Consider the following 23,730-nt stretch of genomic DNA (forward strand, 5'->3'; position numbering starts at 1 on the left):
ATCAATCTCCCAGGGTGACGGAGCGTGAGGCGGGCCAGCGGACGGTGCGGCGTTGGAGGCGGCCGTTGATGAGTGCGGCGAGTGCGTAGGAGCCTTCTTCGACCATGAGGACGACGCGGGGGCCGGTGCCGGCGAGTACGTCGTTGACGTAGAGGGGGGTGTTGGGGGGGAGGTTGACGACCAGGCAGTCGCAGCGCTCGCTGAGGGCGGGCAGATGCGCAATGGCCTGCTGCAGCGGGATGGCGAAGTTGATGCTCTGGGCGTCGGTGAGGCCGGCGGTGACCACACCGATGGCGTCGCCGTCGATGTTGACGACGGGGCCGCCGGAGCTGCCGGGGTTGAGGGGAATCTGGGTCTGGAAGAGGGGGCGTTCGTCGCCGGCGGGGTAGATGTTGGAGATCATGCCGGTGGTGAAGGTCCAGATGGCGCCGCGGCCGTGTCCGACGGCGGCGGCCCAGTCGCCCACGGCGACGTCGTGCATGCCGGCCATGCGCAGGGTGGGAACGTTTTTGACGTCGACTTTAACCAGGGCCAGGTCGATGTCTTCGGCGCGCTCAATCACCTCGCCGGTGACGCGACGGCCGTCGTGGAGGACGACTTCGACGCGCGAGTGTTCGCCGACGACGTGGGCGTTGGTGAGGATGAGGCCGTCGGAGGAGACGAAGAAGCCCGAGCCCAGGCCCTCGGCGTGGGTGAGGAAGACGACCGAGGGGGCGACGCGGGTGAAGATGGCGCGTTGCTCGCGTTGGAGCTGGCGCAGCATCGGGTTGGGGGCGGCGTCCTCGGTGGTGTCCGGGGCGGCCTCCTGGGCGGCGGCGGGCGCAGGGCAGAGAAGTGTCGTGGCGAGGCCGACGATGAGGATGGGGAGGAGGCGAAGCGCCCCGGGTGCAAGCCTGGGGTAAGGCGGTGTGTGTGGGTTGAGGATCATTACCAGCGCCCTCGGAGTTGCAGGCCGCCCCGGGTGTCGGGGCCGCCCTGGAAGTAGGGGGAGAGCTCGAGACGCATACCTTCGGCGTCATCGGTCTGAGGCGCGGTCTGCCCCCCTAACCTGCCGCTGCTGACGCCGCCACCGCCCTGAGATGTGGCGCCGGTGTTGGTCTTGTGCACGACGTCTCTGAGCTCAGTGAGGCTCAGGGGATGGGGGTTGTAGAGGGCTGCAGAGCCGCGGATGACGAGGCCGGTGATCGCCGCAGCGAGCCCGACGCCGGCAAGCGAGAGGCCGGTGATGCGCTGGCCGGAGAGGGCGTCGAAAGACTCCCGGGCGCGGCAGTTGTTCTGCATGGCAGGCTGGCCGAAGTCGTTGCACATGGCCACGGCGGGGTCGTCGGCGGGAAATTGTCGAAAGTAGGTGCTGATGGCCAGGGCTGAGCCTGCCGCCAGGACGCCCAGGCCGGCGTAGCCGGTGATGCGACCCAGGGTCGTGCGGCTCACCTTGCTGCGGGCGTTGGCCTCGTAGGTGCTGGCGAGGTCGTCGCGACCGAGGGTTCGGTAGATGTCGGCGTGGGTGCTGGTTTCACCGGTCTCGGTGTCGTGAAGCTGCCAGGTGCGCCCCTGGTTTTGCAGGCGAAGTCGCCCGCTCTGAGGTTGCGTGGTGGAGTCGCCTTTGCCGACGACGACGGATTCGATGGCGCTCTGGGTGGCGTCGACGGCTTCTTGTGAGATGCCGCGGCCGATGTTCTGGCGTTGCTCGGAGGTCAGGGGGACGCCGGGGTAAACCATAAAGCCGGCGATGGCGGCGCCCTCAATGCTGTAAAAGGTGATCATGGCCATGGAGGCGGTGGGGCCGTCGTCGAGCGAAACCGACAACGTCCCGCGCATGCCTAAGCCGCCGACGACGTCTTCCTGGTTGGGGTCGACGGAGTCGGATGGCAAGGTCTGCGCGTCGTCGGAGGGAGTCTCTTCGCGGCGCTGTTGGACTTCCGCCTCCTCCAGTTTTGCGATGAGTGCGGGATCGTCGGTGACGATGTCGGCCATCTCCGGCTCCCCCTCCTGGCCAGCGTTGTCGGAGGAGGGCTCCGCGTCGGTGGGCTCAGCGTCCGCCTCTCGGAAGAGTGAAGCCAGGGAGTCGGAAGCCTGTAAATCAACCTCACGTGCGTCGCTGATCGCGCCTTGTTCGTCGTCGAAGGTTCGGACGATGACGATGGCGTCGACCGGCAGGTGTTTGAGGCGCGCGATGACCTCGTCGTCGGCGAGCCCTTCGACGCTGCTCATGACGGGGTTGATGATGGCCATGGGGGAGCCGGCCTCAAGGAGGCTCTTGCGCAGGGCGGCGCCGGTGCCGGTGGCACCGGGGCCGCCGGGGGCGATCACCACGCGGATCTCACGGAGCTCTTCGGGCAGGGAGTCGGGGTGAAAGGTCTGCGACCAGTCCTGGGCGATGGCCGGGGTGGCGGCGAGGAGGAGAAGTGTGGCTATGAGGAGCGATAGAATGCGGGCCATAGGAGACCACCCTGGATGGAGTGCGGTGCGTAGCACGGTGGTGACGGTGATGCGGTGTTGGTGACGGGGGCATCCATAGCTGATGGGGAGTGGGGATGACAAATGCGACGCGGCGGGCGGGGGCCGGGGTTCGTGCTCGGACGCTCTCTCGGGCTGGCTCTCGGGCTCGGGCTGGTACTCGAGCTCGGACTCGGGCAGGTACTCGTCCTCGACCTCGGGCTGGTACTCGTCCTCGATCTGGTACTCGTCCTCGATCTGGTACTCGTCCTCGATCTGGTACTCGTGCACGACCCAGGGTCAAACATCGCCTTGTGTTTATGCGGGCCGGTGAAGGTTTGTGATGTTGAACAGGAGGGCGGGGCGCTCTTAGATTGGGGGCATCGGTAAGGTTTGTGGTGATGTGGGAGTCCGAGCGAAGGAGTGGCGATGTCTCGTGGTGCGGTGGTCGGGTGTGTGTGGGTGCTTCTGAGTGGGTGTGCGGCCGGGAGCGGGGGGATTGAGAGCGAGGCGCCGGTGGAGCAGTCGCAGCCGGAGGTACGAGACGAGGGGGGGAGTGAGGCGGCGACGTCGGCCGCCACGGCCGCAGAGGCGCCGGTGGAGGAGACCTTTGAGGTGCCGGGCTTTGGGGAGGTGACCGATGCGGAGTATGCGGCGCTGGTGGAGAAAGGGCGCAGCGCGAGGGTGCAGGCGACGCTGGCGGAGTTGGAGGCGGAGCTTAAGGCGCACGCCGAGGGTGAGGTGCCGCCGCGGCTGGGCGACGGTGAGGGGGCCGAAGATGTGGCCGCGCGGCTGGCGTATCTGCGGGAGATCGATGGGTTCTGGCGCGCGGCCTTCTCGGTGCTCAGTGGCGACTGGGAGGCCGAAGAGATGCTGGCGCTGGAGCATGAGCTGGCAAGCCGTGGGACGGCCCGGGATCGGGAGACGAGCGGGGAGTTGCGGGCGTATCTGCAGGACCACTCCTGGCCTTCGATGAAAGAGGTCGGGGAGCAGGCTTCGGCGGATGCGTGGCGGATTGTGCAACATGCTGACTATGCCCCGGAGTTTCAGGCGGCGGTGTTGGAGCGCCTGAAGGGGCTGGTGGAGGAGGGGCATGTGGCCGCGCATCATGTGGCAATGCTGGAGGATCGGGTGGCGATGCATCGGGGGGAGGCGCAGCGCTATGGCACCCAGGGGCAGTGCGGCCCGTCGGGATGGGAGCCTTTTGAGGTTGAGGCGCCGGAGGAGTTGGATGCGCGTCGGGCCGAGGTGGGGCTGGAGCCGATGGCAGAGTATCGGGAGCGTTTTGAGCCCATGTGCGGGGGGACGAACGCCCCAGAATGACGCTGCTGAGGGGGCGTCTGGGATTCGCAGTAACGCTGCTCCCGCTTCATCCCAGCGTCCTTGCCATCCACGTTCTGGCTGCGCTCGGGTTAGGGGGAGTGCGTCGTGCCGGGCAGATGAACTGACCGCGGTTAGATGAACCGACCGGGGGTCGTGCAAGGTTGTTGATTTATGCGGGTGATCCGGTTTTTTCGGGGGCGGTCGATGTGCGGTGAAGCGGGGATCTGGCGGAAGGTGGCGAGGAGCGTCTACGATTTGCGGCGAGGGGATGTGTTTCGGTAGCGCTCGTTTATGGGGTGTGGCGCGTGTCTCCCGGAGGTCGGGAGTGAGTGGGAGGTGTTCTGCTTAGAACTCGGCGCCTGGCATATTTGAATGCGTTGATGATCGGAGTGAGCTGAATGATGGGTGAGCGGATGGCACACAGGAGCGTGGGTATGCTGCGATATGTTGTGGTCGGGGCGGTGGTTGCCGGTGGTGTGTGGAGCGCGGGGATGGAGAAGGCGGAGGCGTGTTCGGAGCCTCAGGCCGGGGTTACGCTTGAGGTGGAGAGGCTGGAGGGGATGCCGCTCGACGGGGCGATTGTGGCGTCGCTGGATCGGGGTGAGGATGACTGGGGGGTGACGGTTACGCGCGAGGATGGGGAGGTGGTCGCGGGCACCACTGAGGTGGTGAGCTACGGGGTGGTGGAGGAGTACGAGTGGCGCCAGGCGATTCTTGTGTGGACGCCCGATGAACACTGGGAGGCGCAGCAAAGCTACTCGGTGGTGATTGAGCTTGAGAACGACTACGCCACGGGGCAGCCCTGGGAGCGGGCGGAGGCCAGCTTCACGACTGGTGAGGCGACAATGGCGTCGCAGGATGCGTTTGCGTTTGTGGACACGGAGTTTTCGACCTCGGAGCGGGCGACGCGCAGCGAATGTTGCGCCCGGGAGTGTGAGCCTGCGGCGTGTGAATGGGGCAGCGATTGCGCGGACTGCTGGGGAGTGACGTTTGCGCCGCATCCGACGGTGACGTCGACCTTGCAGATCGATGCGCCGGCGGCGGATGCGGCGCAGTATCTGGTGGAGATCAAAGATGGGGATGGCGAGGCGGTTGTGGAGCGGTGGATGAGCCGCGCCGGGACGGTCGGGGCGACGATTGTCTATCCGCCGGATGCGGCGTCGCCTTATTGCGCGCATGTGGAGGTGACGCGTCTGGCGACAGGTGAGACGTTTACGTTGGAGCCGGCGTGCGTGGAGGCGCCGGAGGGGACGAGCTTTGAGGAGGTCGAGCGAGACGAGCGGCCGGAGTGGGTGTCGTGCGGGGATGATGGTGATGATGGGGGCGATGTTGGTGGTGGGGAGGATGTTGGAGGCGGGGACGATGTCGGTCCCGATGCGGGTGAGGGGGATGAAGAAAACGACGGTGGTGAAGAGGAAGGCGCGGGCGGTTGTGCGGTTGTCGACCAGGGTGCAGGTGGAGGAGGGGGGGGCTGGGCGATGATGCTGCTGGCCGCGATGGGGGTGAGGCGGAAGCTCGGTGGTGGGGGGTTCGCCCGGTGAGAAGCGCGGCTAAGTTGCGCATCGCCGCATAGATAAAGGGCGATGCGCGACCCCCGGTCGGTTCAGTGAAGCGAAAAAAAACGCCGGCCTCCCGTTGTGGGAGGTCGGCGTTTTTTGTGGTCTTGGGGGGAGTGGCGTTATGCGCGGAGGATCTTCTCCATGGCCTTACCCTTCGCGAGCTCGTCGATGAGTTTGTCGAGGTAGCGGATCTCGCGCATCGTGGGCTCTTCGACCTCTTCGACGCGGACGCCGCAGACGACGCCTTTGATGAGGGTGCGTGCGGGGTTGATGTTGCTGGCCTCGGCGAAAAAGGTCTCGAAATCGGTCTCTTTTTCGATGTGGGCGGCCAGCTCGTCGGGGGAGTAGCCGGTCAGCCAGCAGATGATTTCGTCGACCTCGGCCCGGGTGCGGCCTTTACGTTCGGCTTTTTTGACGTAGAGGGGGTACACGCTGGCGAAGCTGGTGGTGTAGATGCGGTGTTTTGTCATAATAGAAGCTCGCGTTTGATACCGACCCAGGGTCGTGCAAGGTTCAGTATTTATGCGGTGATGCGCCGATTATGGGGGCCACTTTGTCGTGGTGGTAACGCGTTTTTTTAGAAGCGGTTGGTGTCGAGGCAGAAGCCGTTGTTGGGGCTGGTGCAGAAGGCGCCGTTGGGGCAGTCCTCGTTGTTGGTGCAGGGGTAGGAGCAGCGGTAGCGGGGCTCGGGGCCGCCGGAGAACCAGGTGCAGTTGGCGTCGTCGAGGCCGGTGGTGCCGCAGTCGTCGTCTTCTTCGCAGCGGTTGCCAAAATCCTGGTAGGCCTCGCAGGTGATCTTCTCTTCCCGGACGCCGCAGTAGCGGGTGAGGGGATGGCCGGAGAGGCTGACGCGCTCCAGGTGAATGGGGAAGGGTTGCTGGCAGGCGCCCAGGCTCTCGATGTTCATGCAGTAGCCGTCGGGGCGGTCTTGTCCGGCAAAGTTCATGGGGATGCAGCGCTGGTAGTCCTGGCATTCGATGTCGGCTTTGCAGCGATCGCAGGTGTCGAGGCTGCGGGTGGCGGTGCCGGTGCAGCGGTTGGTGGTCGGGTCGCAGGAGTCGCCGTCGCAGGCGCCGGATTCGGAGGGGGTGCACTCGATGCAGGTGCCGTTTTGCGGGTTGCAGACCGGGGTCGCGGGGCGGTCGGCGCAGTCCTGGGATGTGGCGCAGCCCTGGCAACGCCCCTGATAGCAGCGGGAGCGCTCGGGGCTTGTGCAGTCGCTGTGGCGCGAGCATTCCACGCATTGGGCCGGACAGTCGGGGCCGGTGCAGGGGAAAAAGCCTTCGGCACACGCGAGCCCGCAGCTGTCCTGGGAGCAGGTGGCCTCGGCGCCCGGCTCGGTGGGGCAGGGCTCGCAGCGGGAGCCACAGTGGGAAGGAGAGCTGGAGTCGACACAGGTCTCACCGCAGAGGTGGGTGCCGGCCGGGCAGGCGCATTGGCTGGTGGTAGGGTCGCAGACGCGCTGGTCGGGGCAGTGGTCGTTACGCACGCATTCGACGCAGCGGCGCAGCTCGGGGTGGCAGAACTCCTCGCCGCAGATGCCGATGTTCTCGACGCAGTCAGGCTCACCGCTATCGGCTTCGACCGCCACGCAGATGCCGGCGCGGCATTCTTCGTTGTCGAAACACTCCTGGTCGTCGCTGCAGCTGACGGTGGAGGGAGAGGAGCAGGCGCTGGCTGTGAGTATCAGTGTGGCGAGTAACGCCGCGATGCGGGCGAAGATGGCGAGTCTGGCAGATGCAGGAACACACATCTCAGTAGGCCCCGCAGTACTGGGCGTCGATGCCGGTGGCGCAGCTAAATGGCGAGTAGCACTGGGGGTATTCGAGGGATGTGTCGCAGGGGAAGGTGCAGCGTGCGCCTTCAAATTCGATGGGTTCGCAGAGGCCATCGTCGAGGCCGGGGGCGCCGCAGTCGTCATCTTCGGCGCAGCCGCTGTCGTAATCGAGAACGGCCTCACAGGTGGTCATCGCTTCGTTGACGCCACAGACGATCTCGAGCTCTGCGGTGGTGATGCTCTCTTTGATGTCGAGGACGGTGAAGGGCTCCTGGCAGTCGGTCTCACCCGTGGGGGCGCGGTCGACGCGCAGGCAGTAGGCCGAGTTGCGCGGGGAACCTTGGAAGTTCATGGCGACGCAGACGTGATCGGAGGCGCATTCGGCGTCGGAGCGGCAGCTCTCGCAGCTGGTGCGACTCCCAAGCGAGGTGTCGGTGCACGCCCCGGTCTGCGGGTCGCAGGAGAAGGTGCCGCAGGCCTCGGCCTGGTCGAGCTGGCATTCGACGCAGGTGCCTGACTCCAGGTCGCAGACGTTTTTTCCGTCCACGTCGGCGCAGTCCTGGTTGGAGGCGCAGCCGGCGCAGCTGCCCCGGTTGCAGACAGGGGCCAGCGGGTCGGTGCAGTGGGTGTGGTCCAGGCATTCGACGCAGGTGCCGGGGGGGCCGTCGCAGCCCTCTTCGCAAAGGAAATACCCCTCATCGCAGCTCGCGGAGCAGGTCTGCTGCACGCAGATAGGCTCGCCATGCGCGACCTCGGGGCAGGGCTGGCACTGGCTGCCGCAGCTTTCGACGGAGTCTTGAGAGACGCATTGCCCGTCGCAGCGCACATAGCCTGCGCGGCAGGTGCAGACGCGCTCGGTGGCGTGGCAGACCGCGTACTCGTCGCATTGCTCATCGAGGGTGCAGTTCTCGCAGGCGCCGGTGGTGGCGTTGCAGAGCAGGCCGTCGGCGCAGGGGTCGACGCGGCAGTCGCTTGAGGGGGGAGCGTCTTCGCCGACGTCGGGAAGCGACGTGTCGGTGAGCTCGCAGCGTCCGCCGAGGCAGGTCTGCTCGGTGTCACAATCGGTGGGGGAGTCGCACTCTTGCGTGAGTTCGGAATCGCAACCGACGCAGAAGATCCATAAGAGCGCGATGGCCCATGTGCGCAGCGGGAGTGAGTTCACGGCGGTACTGTCGGGGCGGGTGTGAGGGTCGGTGCGGGACACGGGGAAGTTACGGAGTGGTGGGGGGAAATGCAAGGAGGGGGGGCGTGGGGGGGGAAGTTGGGCGTGGGGGCTGTGGGGCGCATAGGTAGGGGGTGATGTTTGACTCCCGGACGGAGTGAGAATGTGAGATTGAGGGGGCTGTGAGGCGCATAGGTAGGGGGTGATGTTTGACTCCCGGTCGGAGTGAGGTTGGGTGATGGAAACCGACCGGGGGTCGTGCAAGGTCCAGTAAATATGCGGGTGAGCGCGGAGTTGGGGGGGGAATAAGGGTGGTGGGAAGTGGTGCGGGTTGTGGAGGTGAGGGAAAGCGTTGATGGGGCGCATAGATAAAGGGTGATGTTCGACTCCCGGACGGCATGAGGTTGGGTGATGGAAACCGACCGGGGGTCGTGCAAGGTCCAGGAAATATGCGGGTGAGCGCGGAGTTGGGGGGAGTGAGGGTGGTGGGAAGTGGTGCGGGTCGTGGAGGTCAGCGGGAAAGCGTTGATGGGGCGCATAGATACTGGGTGATGTTCGACTCCCGGACGGTATGAGGTTGGGTGATGGAAACCGACCGGGGGTCGTGCAAGGTCCAGTAAATATGCGGGTGAGCGCGGGGTTGGGTGGCGGATGATGAGGGATGGGAGGGGGGATGTATTCGCCGAGAGCGCTACGCGGCGGATACGAGTGGCGTGGACGACGGTGGCGTTGGTCTCCACGGACTGGGGCAAGGTGAGAGTCGAGGGGATCGTTGCGGGTTTGTGGAGCCAGGGCGACGTTTTTTTAGCGGGTTGATACGCGGATGCATTTTGTGGGCGGGAATGGCCGATGAGGCGCATAGATAAAGGGGGATGTTCGACTCCCGGTCGGTATGAGGTTGGGTGATGGAAAACGACCGGGGGTCGTGCAAGGTCCACGGACTGGGGCAAGGTGAGAGTCGAGGGGATCGTTGCGGGTTTGTGGAGCCAGGGCGACGTTTTTTTAGCGGGTTGATACGCGGATGCATTTTGTGGGCGGGAATGGCCGATGAGGCGCATAGATAAAGGGGGATGTTCGACTCCCGGTCGGTATGAGGTTGGGTGATGGAAAACGACCGGGGGTCGTGCAAGGTCCAGGGGATATGCGGGTGATCGGCATTTTGGAGTGATTGAAGGCTGGTCTTGCGAAGACCTACACGCACCCACCTTTTTTGCGTTCCGGCCGCAACATCGCGCTCGGGCTCTCGATAACAGGCAGACGACGTATTCATCTCGTTTACCTCTTTGCCCGGAGAGCCCCATGACTCGTCCTCGCCGTCATGTTGAAGAACAGGTCGCTATGATGACGCGTCGTTGCCTGGATCGGAAGTTCCTGCTGCGCGCCGACGATACGATGAACGCGATAGCAAACTACGAGGTCGCGCGCTCCGCCGAGCGCAGCGGGGTCTCGGTGCATGGCGTGGTGGTGATGTCGAACCATGTGCATATCGTGGTGACCGATCCGAAGGCCAAACGCAGCGCGTTTATGCGCGATGCGATGGCCGGCTTTGCCCGGGCGCGCAACGCCGATCTGGGGCGGCGCGGCTACTTCTGGGATGAGGGGCCCTACTGCGACACGGTGCTCCTGGACCATGAGGCGATGGAGGAGAAACTTCTCTACACCTTCCTCAACCCGGTGCTCTCTGAGCTTGTGGACCGGGTGGAGGAGTGGCCGGGCTTTATGATCCGGCCCGCCGACTGGGAGCAGACGGTCAAAGTGCCGCGTCCGCAGGACTTTTACAGCAAGCGCCAGCCCGAGTTTATTGAGTTCAAGGCGAAGCGGCCGCCGGGCTACGACCATATGACGCTCGAGGAGCTTGTGGCCTACTTTGAGCGGCGCATCAAAGAGAAGGAAGACGAGCTGATCGCCGCGCGGGAGCGCGAGAAGCGGCGCGTGGCGGGGATTGCCGATATTCTGGCAAAACTGCCGACGTTTCGGCCCGCGACCGAGTCAGAGGCCGGGGGGATTCGCCCGCGTTTTGCGTCGAAGAATCCCGAGGTGATGCGGGCTGCGATCGAGCGGGAGCGGGCGTTTTACGCAGCGTACACGCGCCAGCGGGAGCGGTGGGTGCAGGGCAAAAAGCGGGTGGTGTTTCCCAGCGGGACGCTCTGGCTCAAGCAAAATGCGCCGGTGAAGTGCCAGGAGCGCGACCCGACTGAGGCGGGGCTCGCGCCGAATATGCGGCCTGCGTGTGGCGGGGCGGCGGGGGTGTCGCTGGCGGGTTGAGCCAGGTGGCGAGGGGCTGCGGGGCTGTGAAGATGCAGGGCTGCGCTGCCGGGAAGATGTGGCGCCGTGCTGCTGAGAAGATGTGACGAAGCTGAAGGAGATGCGTGGCGACGCGACTTCGGGGGCGTTGCGGGAAGGGTAAAAACGTGGGGGAAGTCTGGCTTCGGGCGCGTGATGGGCGCTTGAGGCCAAGCTCTGCGTGGGGTGGGGGCTGGTTGGGGGTTCGGGGGGGCGGTGGGGTGAGATTCTTGGGGGGAAATGCGTGTTGAGGGGGGCGAAGGCAGGGCGAATTTGGTGCGGGGAGCCTGGGTGTGGATGAGAGCGGTGAAATCTGGGGGGGAATTCGGCTGAATGCGGCGATGCGAGCCAGGGTAGAAGTGGCGCATCGCCGCATAAAAGCTGGGGGATGTGCGACTGTCGGTCGGGTGGGTGTGCGACTGTCGGTCGGGGTCAGGACATGAGGTCGACGTCACCTGTGGAGCAGATGAGCATGGTGGTGGGGAGGTCTTTGAGGAAGCCGGTGTAGGCGTTGTGGAAGGCCTCGGCGTGTTCGTCGGCGGGGGGGCGAAAGCCGAGCATGACCAGGTCGGCGTCCGCGGAGACCCGGGGGAGCTGGGTGGCGAAGTCGCCCAGGGGGAGGATCTCGTAGTCGGCTTCCAGGCGAGCTGCGTCGAGGAGGGCGGCGAGTTGGGCGGCCGCGTCGTCGCGGGTCTCCCCGGGGTCGAGCATGGTGATGAGGCGAATGCGAGCGCGGTTCCAGAGCCAGTTGTGGCTTAAGAGGTAGGCCAGGACGACCATCAAAGAGCCGTTCTGTTCGCCGCGCCACCAGATGTCGATGCGTTTGGGCTCGGCGGGCAGGCCGCGGTCGACCAGAATCACCTGGCTCATGCCCAGCTCGTGGGTCATGTGAAGCTGGTGGGCGAAGTCGATGTAGTCGCGAGGCTTGGAGGGCCAGCCCGAGACGATCATGTTGGGTTTGATGGGGCCGATGGACTGGGCCTGCAGAAGCATTGCAAGCCCCTCCTTAAAGGAGGGGCTGACCACGACGTCGACGTAGGCCTGCAGCTCGTTGTCGTGCACGTAGGCTTCGAGCTCCTCGCGGGCCTGGGCGCGCTCGTCGAGCCGCTCGTAGAGGTCGCCCTCAAGGACGTTGACCATGGTGGTGATGCCGCGACCGCTGCCCAGCCACAAGGCGTAGGTTGTCAGGGTCTGGCGGGTGTGTGGGTTTCCGGAGAGGACCAGCGAGGTGGGGCGCCAGTTTTTGGGGTGTTTCTCAAAGGTGGCGAGCTTGGCGAGGTTGGCGCGCACGCGCTCGTAGTAGAAGCCGCGGCGCGCGTCGCCAAAGGTGTTTTGAAGCACGCGACGCGAGATGTAGAGGAAGATGCCCGAGACAAGGATCAGGGAGATCAGGGCGGCGAGCGCGTTGATGAGGAAGGCCGCCATCAGACAGCCCACCCCGCCGATGAGGGCGGTGGACCAGTGGAAGAAGCGAAAGCGCGGGCGGAAGGAGGGGTTGCGGCTGAACTGTTCGATAAAGGCCGCGGCGTTGGTCATGCCGTAGGCAAAGAGGAAGAACATCGTGAGCACCACGGCCACCGCGTTGAGCGCGCCGCCTCCGGCGCCTGCCAGCACCAGCACCACAATGCCCATGCCAAGGGAGAGCCAGAGGCCTCGCCGGGGCTCATCGCCCTGCTCGGTGCCTTTGGCGAAAAATCCCAGGCCGGGGAAGATGTCATCGCGGGCCAGGGCCTGAAGGATGCGCGGGGCGCCCAGCAGCGAGCCGATGGCGCTGGAGATGGTCGCGGCGAACACGCCGGCGGTGACCAGAAAGGCCGCCGGGCCGGCCTGGGCCAGCAGCGAGCCGAAGGGATCGCCGATGAGGTTGGCGCGGCTTGTGGAACCGCCGGAGACAATGATGTTGAAGAGGTACACCAGAAAGCCCACGCCGATGGCGGCCAGGGTCCCCCGGGGAATGGAGCGCTCCGGCTCCTTGAGATCGCCCGACATGTTGACGCCGGCGTCGATGCCGGTGACTGCCGGAAAGAAGATCGCAAAGACCACCCAGAAGTTATTACCCTCGGTGTAGGCGGACTCCCAGTTGGAGCGAGCGATGGCCGGGTCGAAGTCGAGCACCCCGCCGATCAAGAAGGCCCCGATGCTCAAGATCAGGATCGTTAAGACGACGTACTGGGTCTTAATCGCCCAGCTGGCGCCGACGTAGTTGATCACAAAGAGCACGGCGATGGTCGCCAGGCCGATCGCTGTAAAATGCTCCTGCGCGGCCGGGAAAGTGATGGCCAGCGCCTCGACAAAACCCAGGATGTAGAAGGGCACCGCCAGGGCCTGGGCAAAGAAGAGGGCCAGGCCGATCGCCCCGCCAAATTCCGGGCCGAGTGAGCGGGAAATGAGGAAGTAGGCCCCGCCGCCCTTGATCTCGGTGTTGGTGGAGACGGCCGAGATGGACAGGCCCGTCAAGAATGTGATGGAGGAGGCGATGACCAGAATGAGCATCGCCGAGCCCAGGCCGGCCTGACCGGTGACAAAGCCCGAGCGCATAAACATGATCACGCCCAGGATGGTCAAAATCGAGGGCGTGAAGACGCCGCCGAAGGTGCCAAACTGGTTTTTGATCTGGGCGCTCTGGGCGCTCTCTACTTGAGGAGTAGCGGGTTGAACCATCAATGGCTCCAGCTCTGGGGACTACGGGGGGATCTGGTCCACCAGAGATAGAGCGGAGTGGGGGTGACGTCAATTTCTGAGGGGCGCCGGGGGTTCGCGATGTTGGGAGTTGTCGCGTGAGTTGGGAGGGGTGCGGGTTGTGGTTGTGTGGTTGTGTGGTTGAGGGGCGCCGGTAGTTCGCGATGTGGGGAGGTTCGTAATGAGGGTTTTCGGGTGCGCAAGGGGGGCGGTCAGGGGCGGAAGTCCGCATAGATAAAGGGTGATGTGTGACTCCCGGTCGGGTCGGTGACGACGGGGGGAGGCGCGCAAATCCGCATAGAATCGGGACCTTGCGCGACTCTCGGTCGGTTTCGGTGGTCGGTTTCAATAAAATTATTCAGGAAGCAGGCAGCTCTCGATACCCTCATCGACCACGCAGCGGCCTTCCACGCAGTCGAGGTTGCGGTAGGGGCCGATGTCGCAGCCCGATTCTGCGCCGATGTCGCCGCAATCTCCCGAGTTAAAGAGTTCGATGTAGGGCTGAGCGCCGGCCTCGGCGTCGATGTTGATGGCTTCACCACTAAAGTCGCCAAGGGAGGAGGTGCAATCACAGGGCTCGGGCGCGGCGACGACCACACAATCGTCGACCACCTCGCAGGATTTGTTGGCTTCGGCGTAGGTGTCGAAGCGCTCGATGAGGTTCTCGCAGGTCAGGGGGGCGGAGGTGCTGTCGGTCTCGGGTTCGAGATCTGCATCGCCGCAGGCAGCAATGAAGGCAAGTGCAGCGAGGGTGGCGATGGCGAGGGTGCGGCTGGTGGTGAGAGAGAGCATGGGAGACTCCTGGTTGGGGAGAGGGGGTTCGCGATGTTGGGAGTTGATGCGTGTGTTGGGGGGAGCGCGGGTTGTGGTTGTGTGGTTGTGTGGTTGTGTGGTTGAGGGGCGCCGGTGGTTCGCGATGTGGGGAGGTTCGTAATGAGAGTTTCAGGGTGCGCAAGAGGGGGCGGTCAGGGGCGGAAGTCCGCATAGATAAAGGGGGATGTTTGACCCCGGGTCGGGGTGGAGGGGGCGATTCGATCGCACCTCGACGATACGTTTTGTTGACACCTACGGGGTAGGCCGCTAGCACAGATGCATCGAACCTTTGACAACGCAGTTCGGGCATGGAGGTGCCATCGTCGTCTGCTCTTTGGGAGCGCGGCATGCGGGCATGTGTGCGCGGCACGTGTCGCGGGTCTGACTTCGGGGCCCCCGGTGATGTTGGGCCGGGACGCTGCGTGGGCGATGAGGGACGAAGAACGCGATTTTTGTAATGGGAGCGGCAGTGGCGTCGCAGACCCGGAATAACGGTGAGGAAAACGTGAGCGCATCGAAGTTTATTTATGTGTCAGGCGCTGTGCTGGCCGGCGGTCTTCTGTGGGGATGTGGCGAGCCTGCTTCGCCCGAGCAGCCGCTGATCATTGTTGAGGATGAGGACAGCGTCTGGGTTGAGGAGATGCTGGTGGAGCCGGCGACGCAGACCTTGGCGGTGGGTGAGGAGCGGGCGCTCGACATTGCGTTCTTCGACGCGAGCGGCACGCGGCTCAACCCGGCGACCTTGCTCGATGATGTGGAGCTCACCTCCAGCGATAGCGAGGTCGTGGCGATCGGGGAGGATGGGCAGCTGCGCGGCGTGGCGGAGGGAAGTGCGCAGGTGACGGTGCGCTATGAGGCGCTGGAGCAGCTTGTTGAGGTGGAGGTGCAGTTTGAGCGTTGGCGGAAGGTCTCGGCCTCTGTCGATCTCACCTGTGCGCTCGACTGGCAGGGGGCGGTCTATTGCTGGGGTCATAACACCGGCGCGATCATTGAGCCTACGAACCAACAAGTTCGTCCGATCCCGGAGCCGGTCCGGCGAGAAGGACTCCCGGACGTCATCGATATTGCCGTCGGGGGCGGTCATGCATGTGCCGTTACTCGCCCTGGCGAGGTCTACTGCTGGGGGCTGAACTACGACGGAGTGACGGGCGTGGAAGGAGCTGAGGTGGTCTTCGAGCCCACTCCTGTACGCGAGCTTGACGACATCATCCGGGTGGACGCCGGGCCCTACCACACTTGTGCGTTGAGTCGTGCCGGCGCGTTGTACTGCTGGGGGTACAGCGCGCGCGGTGCGGTGGGAGAAGGGTTAGGAGTGTCGACCGCGCTTCCGGTCCAGGTCGGGATCGATGATCCCATTGCCGAAGTGGCGGTTGGCATCAACAACACCTGTGCTGTGACCACCGATGGCAAAGTCTATTGCTGGGGGCTTAACACCTTCGGCCTGGTGAACCCGGAGAGCAACCAGGAGGTGATCGCGCGGCCCTCCAGGTTGGTGTTGCCGGGGCGCGCTACCAGCGTGGGCGTGGGGGTGACCGCGGCGTGTGCGGTCCTGGAGAATGGGGAGTTGTATTGCTGGGGGTATAACCCATCCGGAGTGACCGGGGAGCGCGCCGGCAACGGGGTGCAACCTCCTACCCGGAGCACGTCGGTTCCGGCGTTGCGCACCGTGCACCTCCATACTCAGTCGGCGTGTGGCATCACCACTGGCGACGAGCTCTACTGCTGGGGTGATAATCGCCGTGGTCAGCTCGGACACGGAACAAAGAGCTGGGACGCCGAGCCCGACAAGGTTGCCGGTGATTTGCGCTGGATGCAGGTGGAGCTGGGAGGGTTAACCACCTGCGGTCTTGATAGCGATGGCGAGCTGTGGTGTTGGGGGCAGAACGCTTTTGCGCAGGTGGGGGATGGACGTCAGGTTCGTGGGAACTCCTTTCGACCGGTTGAGGGGGAAGCGCGCTTCTCAAGGTTGGTCTCCGGCTATGGCAGTAACTGTGGGCAACTCCGTGGCGAGGACCGCTGGCATTGCTGGGGACGCAACGCCGAGGGGCAGCTGGACCGTTTGCAAGCCGGCGACCTGGCCCTTCCCACCTCCATCGCCACCGGAGCCACCACTTACGATCTGCTGGTGTTAGGCCGATGGACCGCGTGCAACATCACGTTCGAGGGGGAGCAGAGCGTGACCAGGTGTCAGGGCAGCAATCAACATCAGGGGTTGGGATCAGATTCATCAAACCAGGCGAGCCATGCGTTGGCCTGGGCGGATCTGAGAGAGTTGAACTTTCAAACGCTGGCGCTCAACCAGTTTCATGCGTGTGGCGTCGCCGCCAGTGGCGAGATGTATTGCTGGGGGACCAACTATAATGGGGAGGTCGGCATGGATCCCCGGATGAGTGCCGCAGAGCCCCGGCGCGTTGAGGCGCGCACCGACTATGTGTCGGTCGCTGTCGGGCCTCACCACAGCTGCGGGCTTACGGAGGCCGGGGAGATCCGTTGCTGGGGCAGCAACGCCTACGGCCAGCTCGGACGTGCGGCGAGTCAGAATTGGAAAGCACCTGAGACGATCGCCTCGGAGGAGGTCTATGTGGAGGTGGAGGCCGGTCAGTACAACACCTGCGCGCGCACCGACGAGGGAGAGGTGCATTGCTGGGGAACCCGCGAGCTTTTCGGAGGGCCGAGAGGAAGCACCACGGTCACCGAGCCGATCGAGCTTGGCGGTCCCTGGGATGAGATCGCGCTCTACGATCAGACCCTATGCGCGTTGCGTGATGGGGAGGTGAGCTGTGCCGGCTGGAATGTGGACGGGCTTATCGTGGCGGGAGGTTCGCAAATTGTTGGTGCGTTGCGGTCCCTGGACACGGGCTTTGAGGTGAGCGCGGTGTCGATGGGGTTTGAACATCTCTGTGTGCTCGATATGGAGGGGCAGGCCCATTGCAAAGGCAGCAACTACAACGGCGAGCTCGGTGACGGCGCGATGGTCGAGCACCTGGAGCCTTATCCGGCGCATCGCGAGTTGTGAGAGCGCGGGGGGGCGCCGGTGGTTCGCGATGTTGGGAGTTGAAACGTGCGTTGGGGGGGGCGCAAAGGGTGGCCAGTTGTCAGAAGACGCGAAAATCTCCCTTTGCTAGTGTGGGCACACGCGTAAAGGGGCGCTTTCTTCGTTGTCACTCTTTGGGTCAGAGGTGCACTTTTGGTAGAGCGACGAGTTAAATATTATCTTGGGGTCGCGTTGGCTATTGTGGGTGTGTCGGTAGGTTTATATCAAAAGGCCGACGCGTGCTCACCGGCAATGGAGTGTTTTAACGAAGAGTTTTTGCCTCGTTATCAGGCGCCGGCCAATTTTGAAGGCGGGTACTGGGTTCCCACGTTGGAACAAGGAGCGCCTTCTATTAAAACACTCCAAGAACGTTTTCGTCTGACGCGTTTGGATGGTGAAAAAGAAGTCGACATCCCGGTTGTGCTGGAAAAAGTCGAGGCCGACGAAGGCTCGCCCTCCTACCATAACATCTATTTTTGGAAGCCGCTGGAAGCCCTTGAGCCCGGCGCTACCTATCGGGTGCGCGGAGCCAACTTCTGTGAGGACCCGCCAGAACCTGTGATGGAGCATGTCTTCAAGGCGACGGAGCCCGCCCCATTTCCCGAGAAATTGGGAAGACTTCGTGTGGATCAGCGCCCGGATGCGCCGCTGGAGGTCGATACAACATCGGGAAGTTGTTCATGGGAGATCGCGGCCGACCAGGCCCTGGTAGCACTCCTCCCCTCCGAAGAGGTGTTGCCCTGGTGGGAGCTGTTGATTTTCACGACCTATGTGGATGGGGAGCGCTGGGAGTACTCCCGTTCGCTCGCGGGCTTTGGAGGCCCGGTGGGTGAGGGGCTGTCGGGCCGAGGTCGAGCGCTGATCTACGCCGGGTGTGAAGAGGACAACCAGGGGGGCGGGTTGTCAGAAGGTACGCATACCGTACAGATGAAAGCACACCTTCCGGGCAGTGAAGTTGAGATCTGGAGCGACTCTCTGGAGGTTGATCTTTCGTGTGATGATGTGTGGCCGGTCTACAGAGAGAGCGAAGAAGAGATTTCTATCTATTGGAAGAACTTTGTGGCGTATCTTCTAATCGTGTTTGCGCTGGGGGCATGCTTCCCGGGGAGTGTGGTGTTGGGATGGATGTATTTCAGGAAGAGGCGTAGGGAGCGGGTTTGAGTTGGGGGGGGGCGCGATGTTGGGAGTTGATGCGTGAGTTGGGAGGGGTGCGGGTTGTGGTTGTGTGGTTGTGTGGTTGTGGGGCGCCGGGGGTTCGCGATGTGGGGAGGTTCGTAATGAGGGTTTGCGGGTGCGCAACGGGGAGCGTGTCCGACCGGGAGTCGCACATTCGCCGCATAAACAAAGGGTGATGTTCGACCCCGGGTTGGGGAGGGGCGGCCCGCTTGCGGCACGATGCTGGCAGGTTCAGGGGGCGGGGTAGCGCTCATCCGGATCTGTGACGATTCGGGCACAAACCCGACCGAGAGTCGGACATGGACCGCATAATGTGTGGGTGATGTGCGTCTCCCGGTCGGTTCGCAACAGGGGAGGAGGATGCGCCGAATGAGCGTTTATGCCTCGGGCTCCTCAGACTTCTCCGGCGGCTCAGCCTCCCCGTCGGCGTCGTCTTCGGGTTGGGTCGGCGCCTCAACCTCCCCGTCGGCGTCCTCGGGTGCCTTTTTCGACGTTTTCGCCTCAGGCACCTCATCGGCGGCGTGGGTTGCCAGCGCGAACTTGCTAGGCATGGCCTTCCAGATGCCCTCGAAGCTAAACGCCTGCCAGGCCCAGGGCGCCCATTTGAGGAGCTTCCAGGAGAGCCACAGCGCCCACAGCAGCATCAGGCCGCGCCAGATGAAGATGGGCAGCGAGAGGATGCCGGCGGAGGGGAGGGTGTTGCCGACGCGGTCGGTGTACCAGCGCAGGTGGGAGGTATGGGAGTCCATGCCGCGGACCTGCATGTCGACGTCGACGAGCAGGTTTTCGTGGATGGCGCCGTAGAGGCAGACGATGGCGACCAGCGTCAGGCCGACGAGCGCGAGCTGCACCAGGTTGAACTGCCAGGGGCGGCTTAAGGGGTGACGGCGGCGCCACTGGAAGAGCACGAAGAAGGCCACGATCGGGATGAGCACGGGCACCGGCTGGGGGGCCAGGCCCAGGGTGAGCAGCAGCCACTCATGGCGGCGAAGTGGCGAGTATTTCCACAGGCCCAGCAGCGCGGCCAGGATCATGAGTATGAGGAGGTGGCTCCAGAAGAGGACGGTGGGGCCCCAGTCAGGGCCCAGGGTCCACAGGAGCCAGCGCTCGTTGTTCAGGTGCATGCTCTGGGTGACGTTGACCGCGGCGCTGCCGATGTCGACCGTGGGAAAGCGCTCGATGAGGGTGCGCTCCCAGGGCTGTTGCCATTCGATGCGGTAGGTCTGGGAGCCGGGGCGCACGGGGAGCTGCACCCGGCCTTCGCGGGGGCGGATGGCGGTCTCGGTGCCGTCGCGCAGGATTTTTTGAACCTCGGCGCCCTCCGGGAGCGTGATGGTCTGCCAGTCGCCGCGCGAGGAGCGGATGCGCAGCTCGAGGTTGGCCTGCAGGAGACGTTCGCCGGGGGTGATCTGGTAGGTGACGTTCTCGACGGTGGTGGCCTGGCCGGGAGAGCCTTCCGGGCGCATCGCCACCACGGTGAGGGCTTCGCCGGGCCAGGGCAGCCAGCGGGGCTGGTAGAGGCCGTCGCGCACCGTCTCAATGGGGGCGATGCCCTCGTAGTCGCAGCGCCAGATCGCGCTGCATTCGGCGGTCCAGATCTCGGTCCAGGGGCTCTCGGTGGCGGCGGTGAGCTCGAAGGAGGGCTGAATGGGAAGCTCGCTCTCAAAGCTCAGGCTGCTTTCGCCGCGGGCGAAGTCGAGCAGCACGTGGCCCTCTTCGACGCGGAAGCCCTCGGTGATGACGGCTTCGCCTTGAAGGAGCGGGAAGCGCAGAGGCTGGGGGCGATCGGTCTGGGTGCGGAGGATGGTGGTGCGCATCTGCCAGGAGACGCCCATGGCCAGGTGGCGTTGAACTTCAAACCAGGGCTCCAGGTCGCGGCTGGCGAGCAGGTCTTCGGTGCCCTGGCCGGGGGCGGTGGCGTCGGCCTGGCGGGTGAGCTGGAGGGTGCCGTCGACGACGCCGCGGGGATCGATGCCGTCGGCCGTCCAGTCTTCGCTCTCAAAGGTGGTGTGTCGGGGGCGAGTGGCCGGGTCGAACTGGAGGGTGAGGGAGGCGCGGTTCATCAGGCGGCCGCGCACCTCCAGGCGGTGCACACCTTCGGGCAGTCGCACGCTGATGAGGCCCTGGGAGGAGCGGCGCAGCTGGTGGGAGATTTGCCCGTTGACGCGAACCTCGGTGATGCGCAGGGGATCGTCGGGGCCGGGCAGCGGCAGGCCGGCGGCGTTCCGGGCGTGAACGTCTGCGCGCATCACAAAGTCGAGGTCATCGACCTCGATGGTGGCCTGGCTCACGCTGACGCAGGGGCCCTGACAGCTCGCGGCGGCGATCTGGCGGGTTTTGAGGGCGTCGAGCATCGCCTGGGGCGGGAAGTCCTGGGCGTGGGCGTTGGGCAGCAGGGCCGCGCTCATGGCCAGGAGCGCGCCGAGGGCGGCCGCGGCTTTTTTGCCGCCTCGGGTGGGGCCGGAGGGGCGATTGTCGGGGTTTTTCGCCCGGGGATCATCGTCGTCGGGGCCCTGCCAGACCATCTCGCGACGGCTGATGATCAGGAGCCCCAGGGCGATCAGAAGCAGAAGGCGCAGCAGGGTCAGCACCACGTTTTGGGCCGGGGAGATGAGCCAGATGCGGACCTCGTGGCCGGCGCGCACCGGGCCGGTCCAGATCAGCTGCCAGCTCTGCCAGTCCCAGGAGGGAACGCCGGGGCCGGTCTGCACCACGGCGTTGGGGTCGACCTGCAAAACGCTCTTTTCGGCCTTGCGGTACTGGCTGGCGTCGCCGGGCACCGAGCTCATGATGGATGCGCCTTTGCCGCCGCGCAGGTAGGGCTCCGGGGCCATCTCCTGCTCGGCGACGGCCATTTCTTCGTACTCGGCATACGAGGAGGAGTCGGCCGCGCCGGTCATGGCTGTCTCCAGCCAGCTCGTCGCGTAGGTCGGCTGGTAGGCCTGGGGGGCGATGGCCTGCTGGATCTGACGGTGGGTGAAGGTGGTGAGCATGATCGCCAGGGTGATCAGGGCGACGGCGCGGTAGAGGACCACGATCTTGCGAAAGCGCCCCGAGGTCAGCACGCGCAAGAGCGCCCCGGTGGCCAGCAGATGCACCCAGATCCAGCGGGGGGCATCGTCGATGCCGTGGGTCAGACACAGCGCGACGGCCGCGGCCACGCCCCAGGGCCAGCCGAAGAGTTTGGCAAAACTCAGCGCGACGATGAGCACAAAGAAAAAGGCCAGCAGATCCCAGGAGTGCAGCCAGGAGCCGGCAATCGCGTCGACGCCGCGGCCACCCAGCACCGACCATCCGGGCGGGGTGTGAAGGGTGGCGCCGAGGCGTTGCAGGTCATGCTGCCAGCCGACCACATCGAAGGAGGAGATGCCCTCCTCGATGCGGATGTCGGCGGTGATGTCGAGGGAGGCGTCGCGGACCTCCACGCCCTCCTGCCCCCCCTCATCCCGCGTGATCAGCAGGTCAGTACCCCGCTGGGCCGCTCGCCCCAGCTCCGCGCCCTCGCCATAGTTCAGTCGCCAGCCCCGGTACATCGTGCCGGTGAGCGCGTCGCGGGTGGTCGCGCCCTGGCCGTCGAGATCGAGCCAGATCTGACGATGGAGCTCCAGCAGGTTGGGGGAGGTGTCGAGTTGGCCGCGACGCGTCTCTCGAAGGGTGAGGGCGTCGCCGGTGCCGGCCAGAAAGGTGGTGGTGCCGTGCCATTCTTCGGGAAGCGTCGTGCGGTCGGGATCGACGCCGTTTAAGCCCTCGAGCTCCACCGAGCGCACGAGCTCATCGGGAAACCACGCCCAGACCTCCTGCGCATCGAAAATGCCCTCGGCGCGGTCAGGCACGCTGAGGGTCTCGGTGCCCGGGCTGCCATCGCCTTTGCCAGCGCCCTTTTGCGCGATCACGGCGTCGATGTCGATAAAGTGGGTGCCGGGCCGCACGTAGACGCTGAGCTGGCCGCCGGACTCGACTTTCACCGGCAGCGGGGAGCTCAGCGCGATGGCCCGCGAGCCCTCCAGCAGCACCTGGCCAAGCTCGACCTCACGGGCGCGCCCGGCGACGTTGAGCTCCAGACGCGTTTTAATGCGCAGCGGAACCCCGTCATCGAAGCGGCGGTAGACCGAGGCGCGCAGGCTGTCGGCCTCGGTCACCGTGCCGCTGCGGCCCTCTTTGAGCCAGAGGCGCCCCTCGGCGTCGTGACGCGGGTGGTCGACGGACTGATCGTTGATAGCGAGCTCAATGATCCCCAGGTGCCCCGGCACGGGCAGCACCTCCGGAAGCTCGCTCCACACAAAGCGGCCGCGCAGGGTGTGGGCGCCCGCCCCAAGCCTCACCGCCGGCGCCGACTCCCCGGTGACGACCAGCGCCTGCCCCGCCCGCGTCACCTCCTGCGGCCAGGCCCCTCGCCCCCCGGGCAGCGCGACCTCCCCCTCGCGGTCCAGCCAGACCTCCATCTCAAAGCTCGCCCCCTGCGCTCCGGCCGAAAGCTCCAGCCGGCCCGGCCAGTCGCACCTCAGCGTGCCTTCAAAATGGGAGCAGCCGTGGTTAGCCACATCCGCCATCGCCCAACTCACCCAGGGCCGCAGCGCGTCGGGGACCTCCGACTGGGCATAGGCCTGGCCACTCGCCAGGGGAAGGAGCAGCGCGCTGAGGCTGAGAATCGCAAGAATTCGAGAGATCACCATCGTCATGGCCTGTCCCCGGGTAAGCGGTGGGAGGGGGGAGATAAATGTGTCCAGTGGTTGAAACGGTGCGCTTTGGAAAAGGATCTAACAAGGGGAAAGTTTTTGGGAGGGGCGGGGGGGGCCGGGGGTTCGCGAGGTTGGTCGATTCGTGTGGGCGTTGGCGGGTTCGCTCTGTGGTTGGGTGGTTGTGTGGTTGGGTGGTTGTGGGGCGCCGGGGGTTCGCGACGTTGGTCGATTCGTAATGGGCGGTTGGGGTTCGCGGGTTGTGGTTGGTTGGGTGGTTGTGTGGTTGGGTGGTTGTGGGGCGCCGGGGGTTCGCGGAGTTGGTCGATTCGTAATGGGCGGTTGGGGTTCGCGGGTTGTGGTTGGTCTGGTGGTTGTGTGGTTGGGTGGTTGTGGGGCGCCGGGGGTTCGCGAGGTTGGTCGATTCGTAATAGACGGTTGGGGGGTGTGCGTTTTGTGGTTGGGTGGTTGTGTGGTTGGGTGGTTGAGGGGCGCCGGGGGTTCGCGAGGTTGGTCGATTCGTAATGGGCGGTTGGGGGTTCACGAGTCCGAGATCGAGCCCGAGATCGAGCTACGAGTACCAGCTACGAGTACCAGGTCGAGTACGAGCGACGAGTACGAGGACCAGCACGAGGACCAGTACGAGCTACGAGTACGAGGACCAGTACGAGCTACGAGTACGAGGACCAGTACGAGCTACGAGTACGAGGACCAGCACGAGCTACGAGTACGAGTACCAGGTCGAGCACGAGGACCAGCACGAGCTACGAGTACCCGTACGAGCCCGAGTACCCGTAGGCCGATGTCCGACC

Annotated in this window: 13 protein-coding genes; 5 read left to right on the forward strand and 8 right to left on the reverse strand. The window is 64.9% G+C overall.

The window, feature by feature from the left end; all coding sequences use genetic code 11:
• Position 1: 1 nt before the first annotated feature.
• Complete coding sequence (locus tag FRC98_RS16905) at positions 2-928, reverse strand: S1C family serine protease (protein WP_146982612.1); 927 nt, start codon at positions 926-928, stop codon at positions 2-4.
• Positions 928-2,727 carry a hypothetical protein gene (locus tag FRC98_RS16910; RefSeq protein ID WP_146982613.1) on the reverse strand — a complete coding sequence of 600 codons (1,800 nt, stop codon included), beginning with the start codon at positions 2,725-2,727 and terminating at the stop codon, positions 928-930. Before FRC98_RS16910 ends, FRC98_RS16905 begins: the two co-directional genes overlap by 1 nt.
• Before the next feature lie 138 nt (positions 2,728-2,865).
• Here FRC98_RS16910 and FRC98_RS16915 point away from each other — a divergent pair, with 138 nt between their 5' ends.
• Together FRC98_RS16915 and FRC98_RS16920 are read left to right on the forward strand one after the other, a co-directional pair.
• Entirely contained in the window at positions 2,866-3,759 is an 894-nt protein-coding gene (locus FRC98_RS16915; RefSeq protein WP_146982614.1) for a DUF6624 domain-containing protein, read from the forward strand.
• Between the two features lie 434 nt (positions 3,760-4,193).
• Entirely contained in the window at positions 4,194-5,300 is a 1,107-nt protein-coding gene (locus FRC98_RS16920) for a hypothetical protein (RefSeq protein ID WP_146982615.1), read from the forward strand.
• 137 nt (positions 5,301-5,437) lie between these two features.
• On the opposite strand, the gene FRC98_RS16925 is transcribed toward FRC98_RS16920, so the two are convergent.
• The 3 genes from FRC98_RS16925 to FRC98_RS16935 all read right to left on the reverse strand — a co-directional run bounded on the left by FRC98_RS16925 (position 5,438) and on the right by FRC98_RS16935 (position 8,257).
• Positions 5,438-5,788 (reverse strand): DUF2200 domain-containing protein, encoded by a 351-nt coding sequence (locus FRC98_RS16925; RefSeq protein ID WP_146982616.1) that lies wholly within the window; start codon positions 5,786-5,788, stop codon positions 5,438-5,440.
• A gap of 107 nt (positions 5,789-5,895) precedes the next feature.
• A complete protein-coding gene (locus FRC98_RS16930) occupies positions 5,896-7,071 on the reverse strand; it encodes a hypothetical protein (RefSeq protein ID WP_146982617.1) in 1,176 nt (391 codons plus the stop codon).
• Position 7,072: 1 nt separating this feature from the next.
• Positions 7,073-8,257 (reverse strand): hypothetical protein, encoded by a 1,185-nt coding sequence (locus FRC98_RS16935; protein WP_146982618.1) that lies wholly within the window; start codon positions 8,255-8,257, stop codon positions 7,073-7,075.
• A 1,299-nt stretch (positions 8,258-9,556) separates the two neighbouring features.
• On the opposite strand from FRC98_RS16935, the gene FRC98_RS16940 reads away from it, so the two are divergent.
• On the forward strand, positions 9,557-10,522 hold the full coding sequence (locus FRC98_RS16940; protein WP_146982619.1) for a hypothetical protein: 966 nt from the start codon (positions 9,557-9,559) through the stop codon (positions 10,520-10,522).
• A 450-nt stretch (positions 10,523-10,972) separates the two neighbouring features.
• On the opposite strand, the gene FRC98_RS16945 is transcribed toward FRC98_RS16940, so the two are convergent.
• Both FRC98_RS16945 and FRC98_RS16950 read right to left on the reverse strand, forming a co-directional pair.
• The gene (locus FRC98_RS16945; protein ID WP_146982620.1) at positions 10,973-13,201 is read right to left on the reverse strand and encodes an amino acid permease; all 2,229 of its coding nucleotides are present in this window, start codon (positions 13,199-13,201) and stop codon (positions 10,973-10,975) included.
• 372 nt (positions 13,202-13,573) lie between these two features.
• Complete coding sequence (locus tag FRC98_RS16950) at positions 13,574-14,011, reverse strand: hypothetical protein (RefSeq protein ID WP_146982621.1); 438 nt, start codon at positions 14,009-14,011, stop codon at positions 13,574-13,576.
• 526 nt (positions 14,012-14,537) lie between these two features.
• Here FRC98_RS16950 and FRC98_RS16955 point away from each other — a divergent pair.
• Together FRC98_RS16955 and FRC98_RS16960 are read left to right on the forward strand one after the other, a co-directional pair.
• The gene (locus FRC98_RS16955; RefSeq protein ID WP_146982622.1) at positions 14,538-17,048 is read left to right on the forward strand and encodes an RCC1 domain-containing protein; all 2,511 of its coding nucleotides are present in this window, start codon (positions 14,538-14,540) and stop codon (positions 17,046-17,048) included.
• Positions 17,049-17,219: 171 nt separating this feature from the next.
• Positions 17,220-18,227, forward strand: coding sequence for a hypothetical protein (locus FRC98_RS16960; RefSeq protein ID WP_146982623.1), 1,008 nt, complete (start codon positions 17,220-17,222; stop codon positions 18,225-18,227).
• A gap of 392 nt (positions 18,228-18,619) precedes the next feature.
• Here the strand turns inward: FRC98_RS16960 and FRC98_RS16965 are convergent, their stop codons facing one another.
• Positions 18,620-22,921 (reverse strand): hypothetical protein, encoded by a 4,302-nt coding sequence (locus FRC98_RS16965; protein ID WP_146982624.1) that lies wholly within the window; start codon positions 22,919-22,921, stop codon positions 18,620-18,622.
• Positions 22,922-23,730 lie beyond the last annotated feature (809 nt).

This window comes from Lujinxingia vulgaris (assembly GCF_007997015.1).
Classification (GTDB): domain Bacteria; phylum Myxococcota_A; class Bradymonadia; order Bradymonadales; family Bradymonadaceae; genus Lujinxingia; species Lujinxingia vulgaris.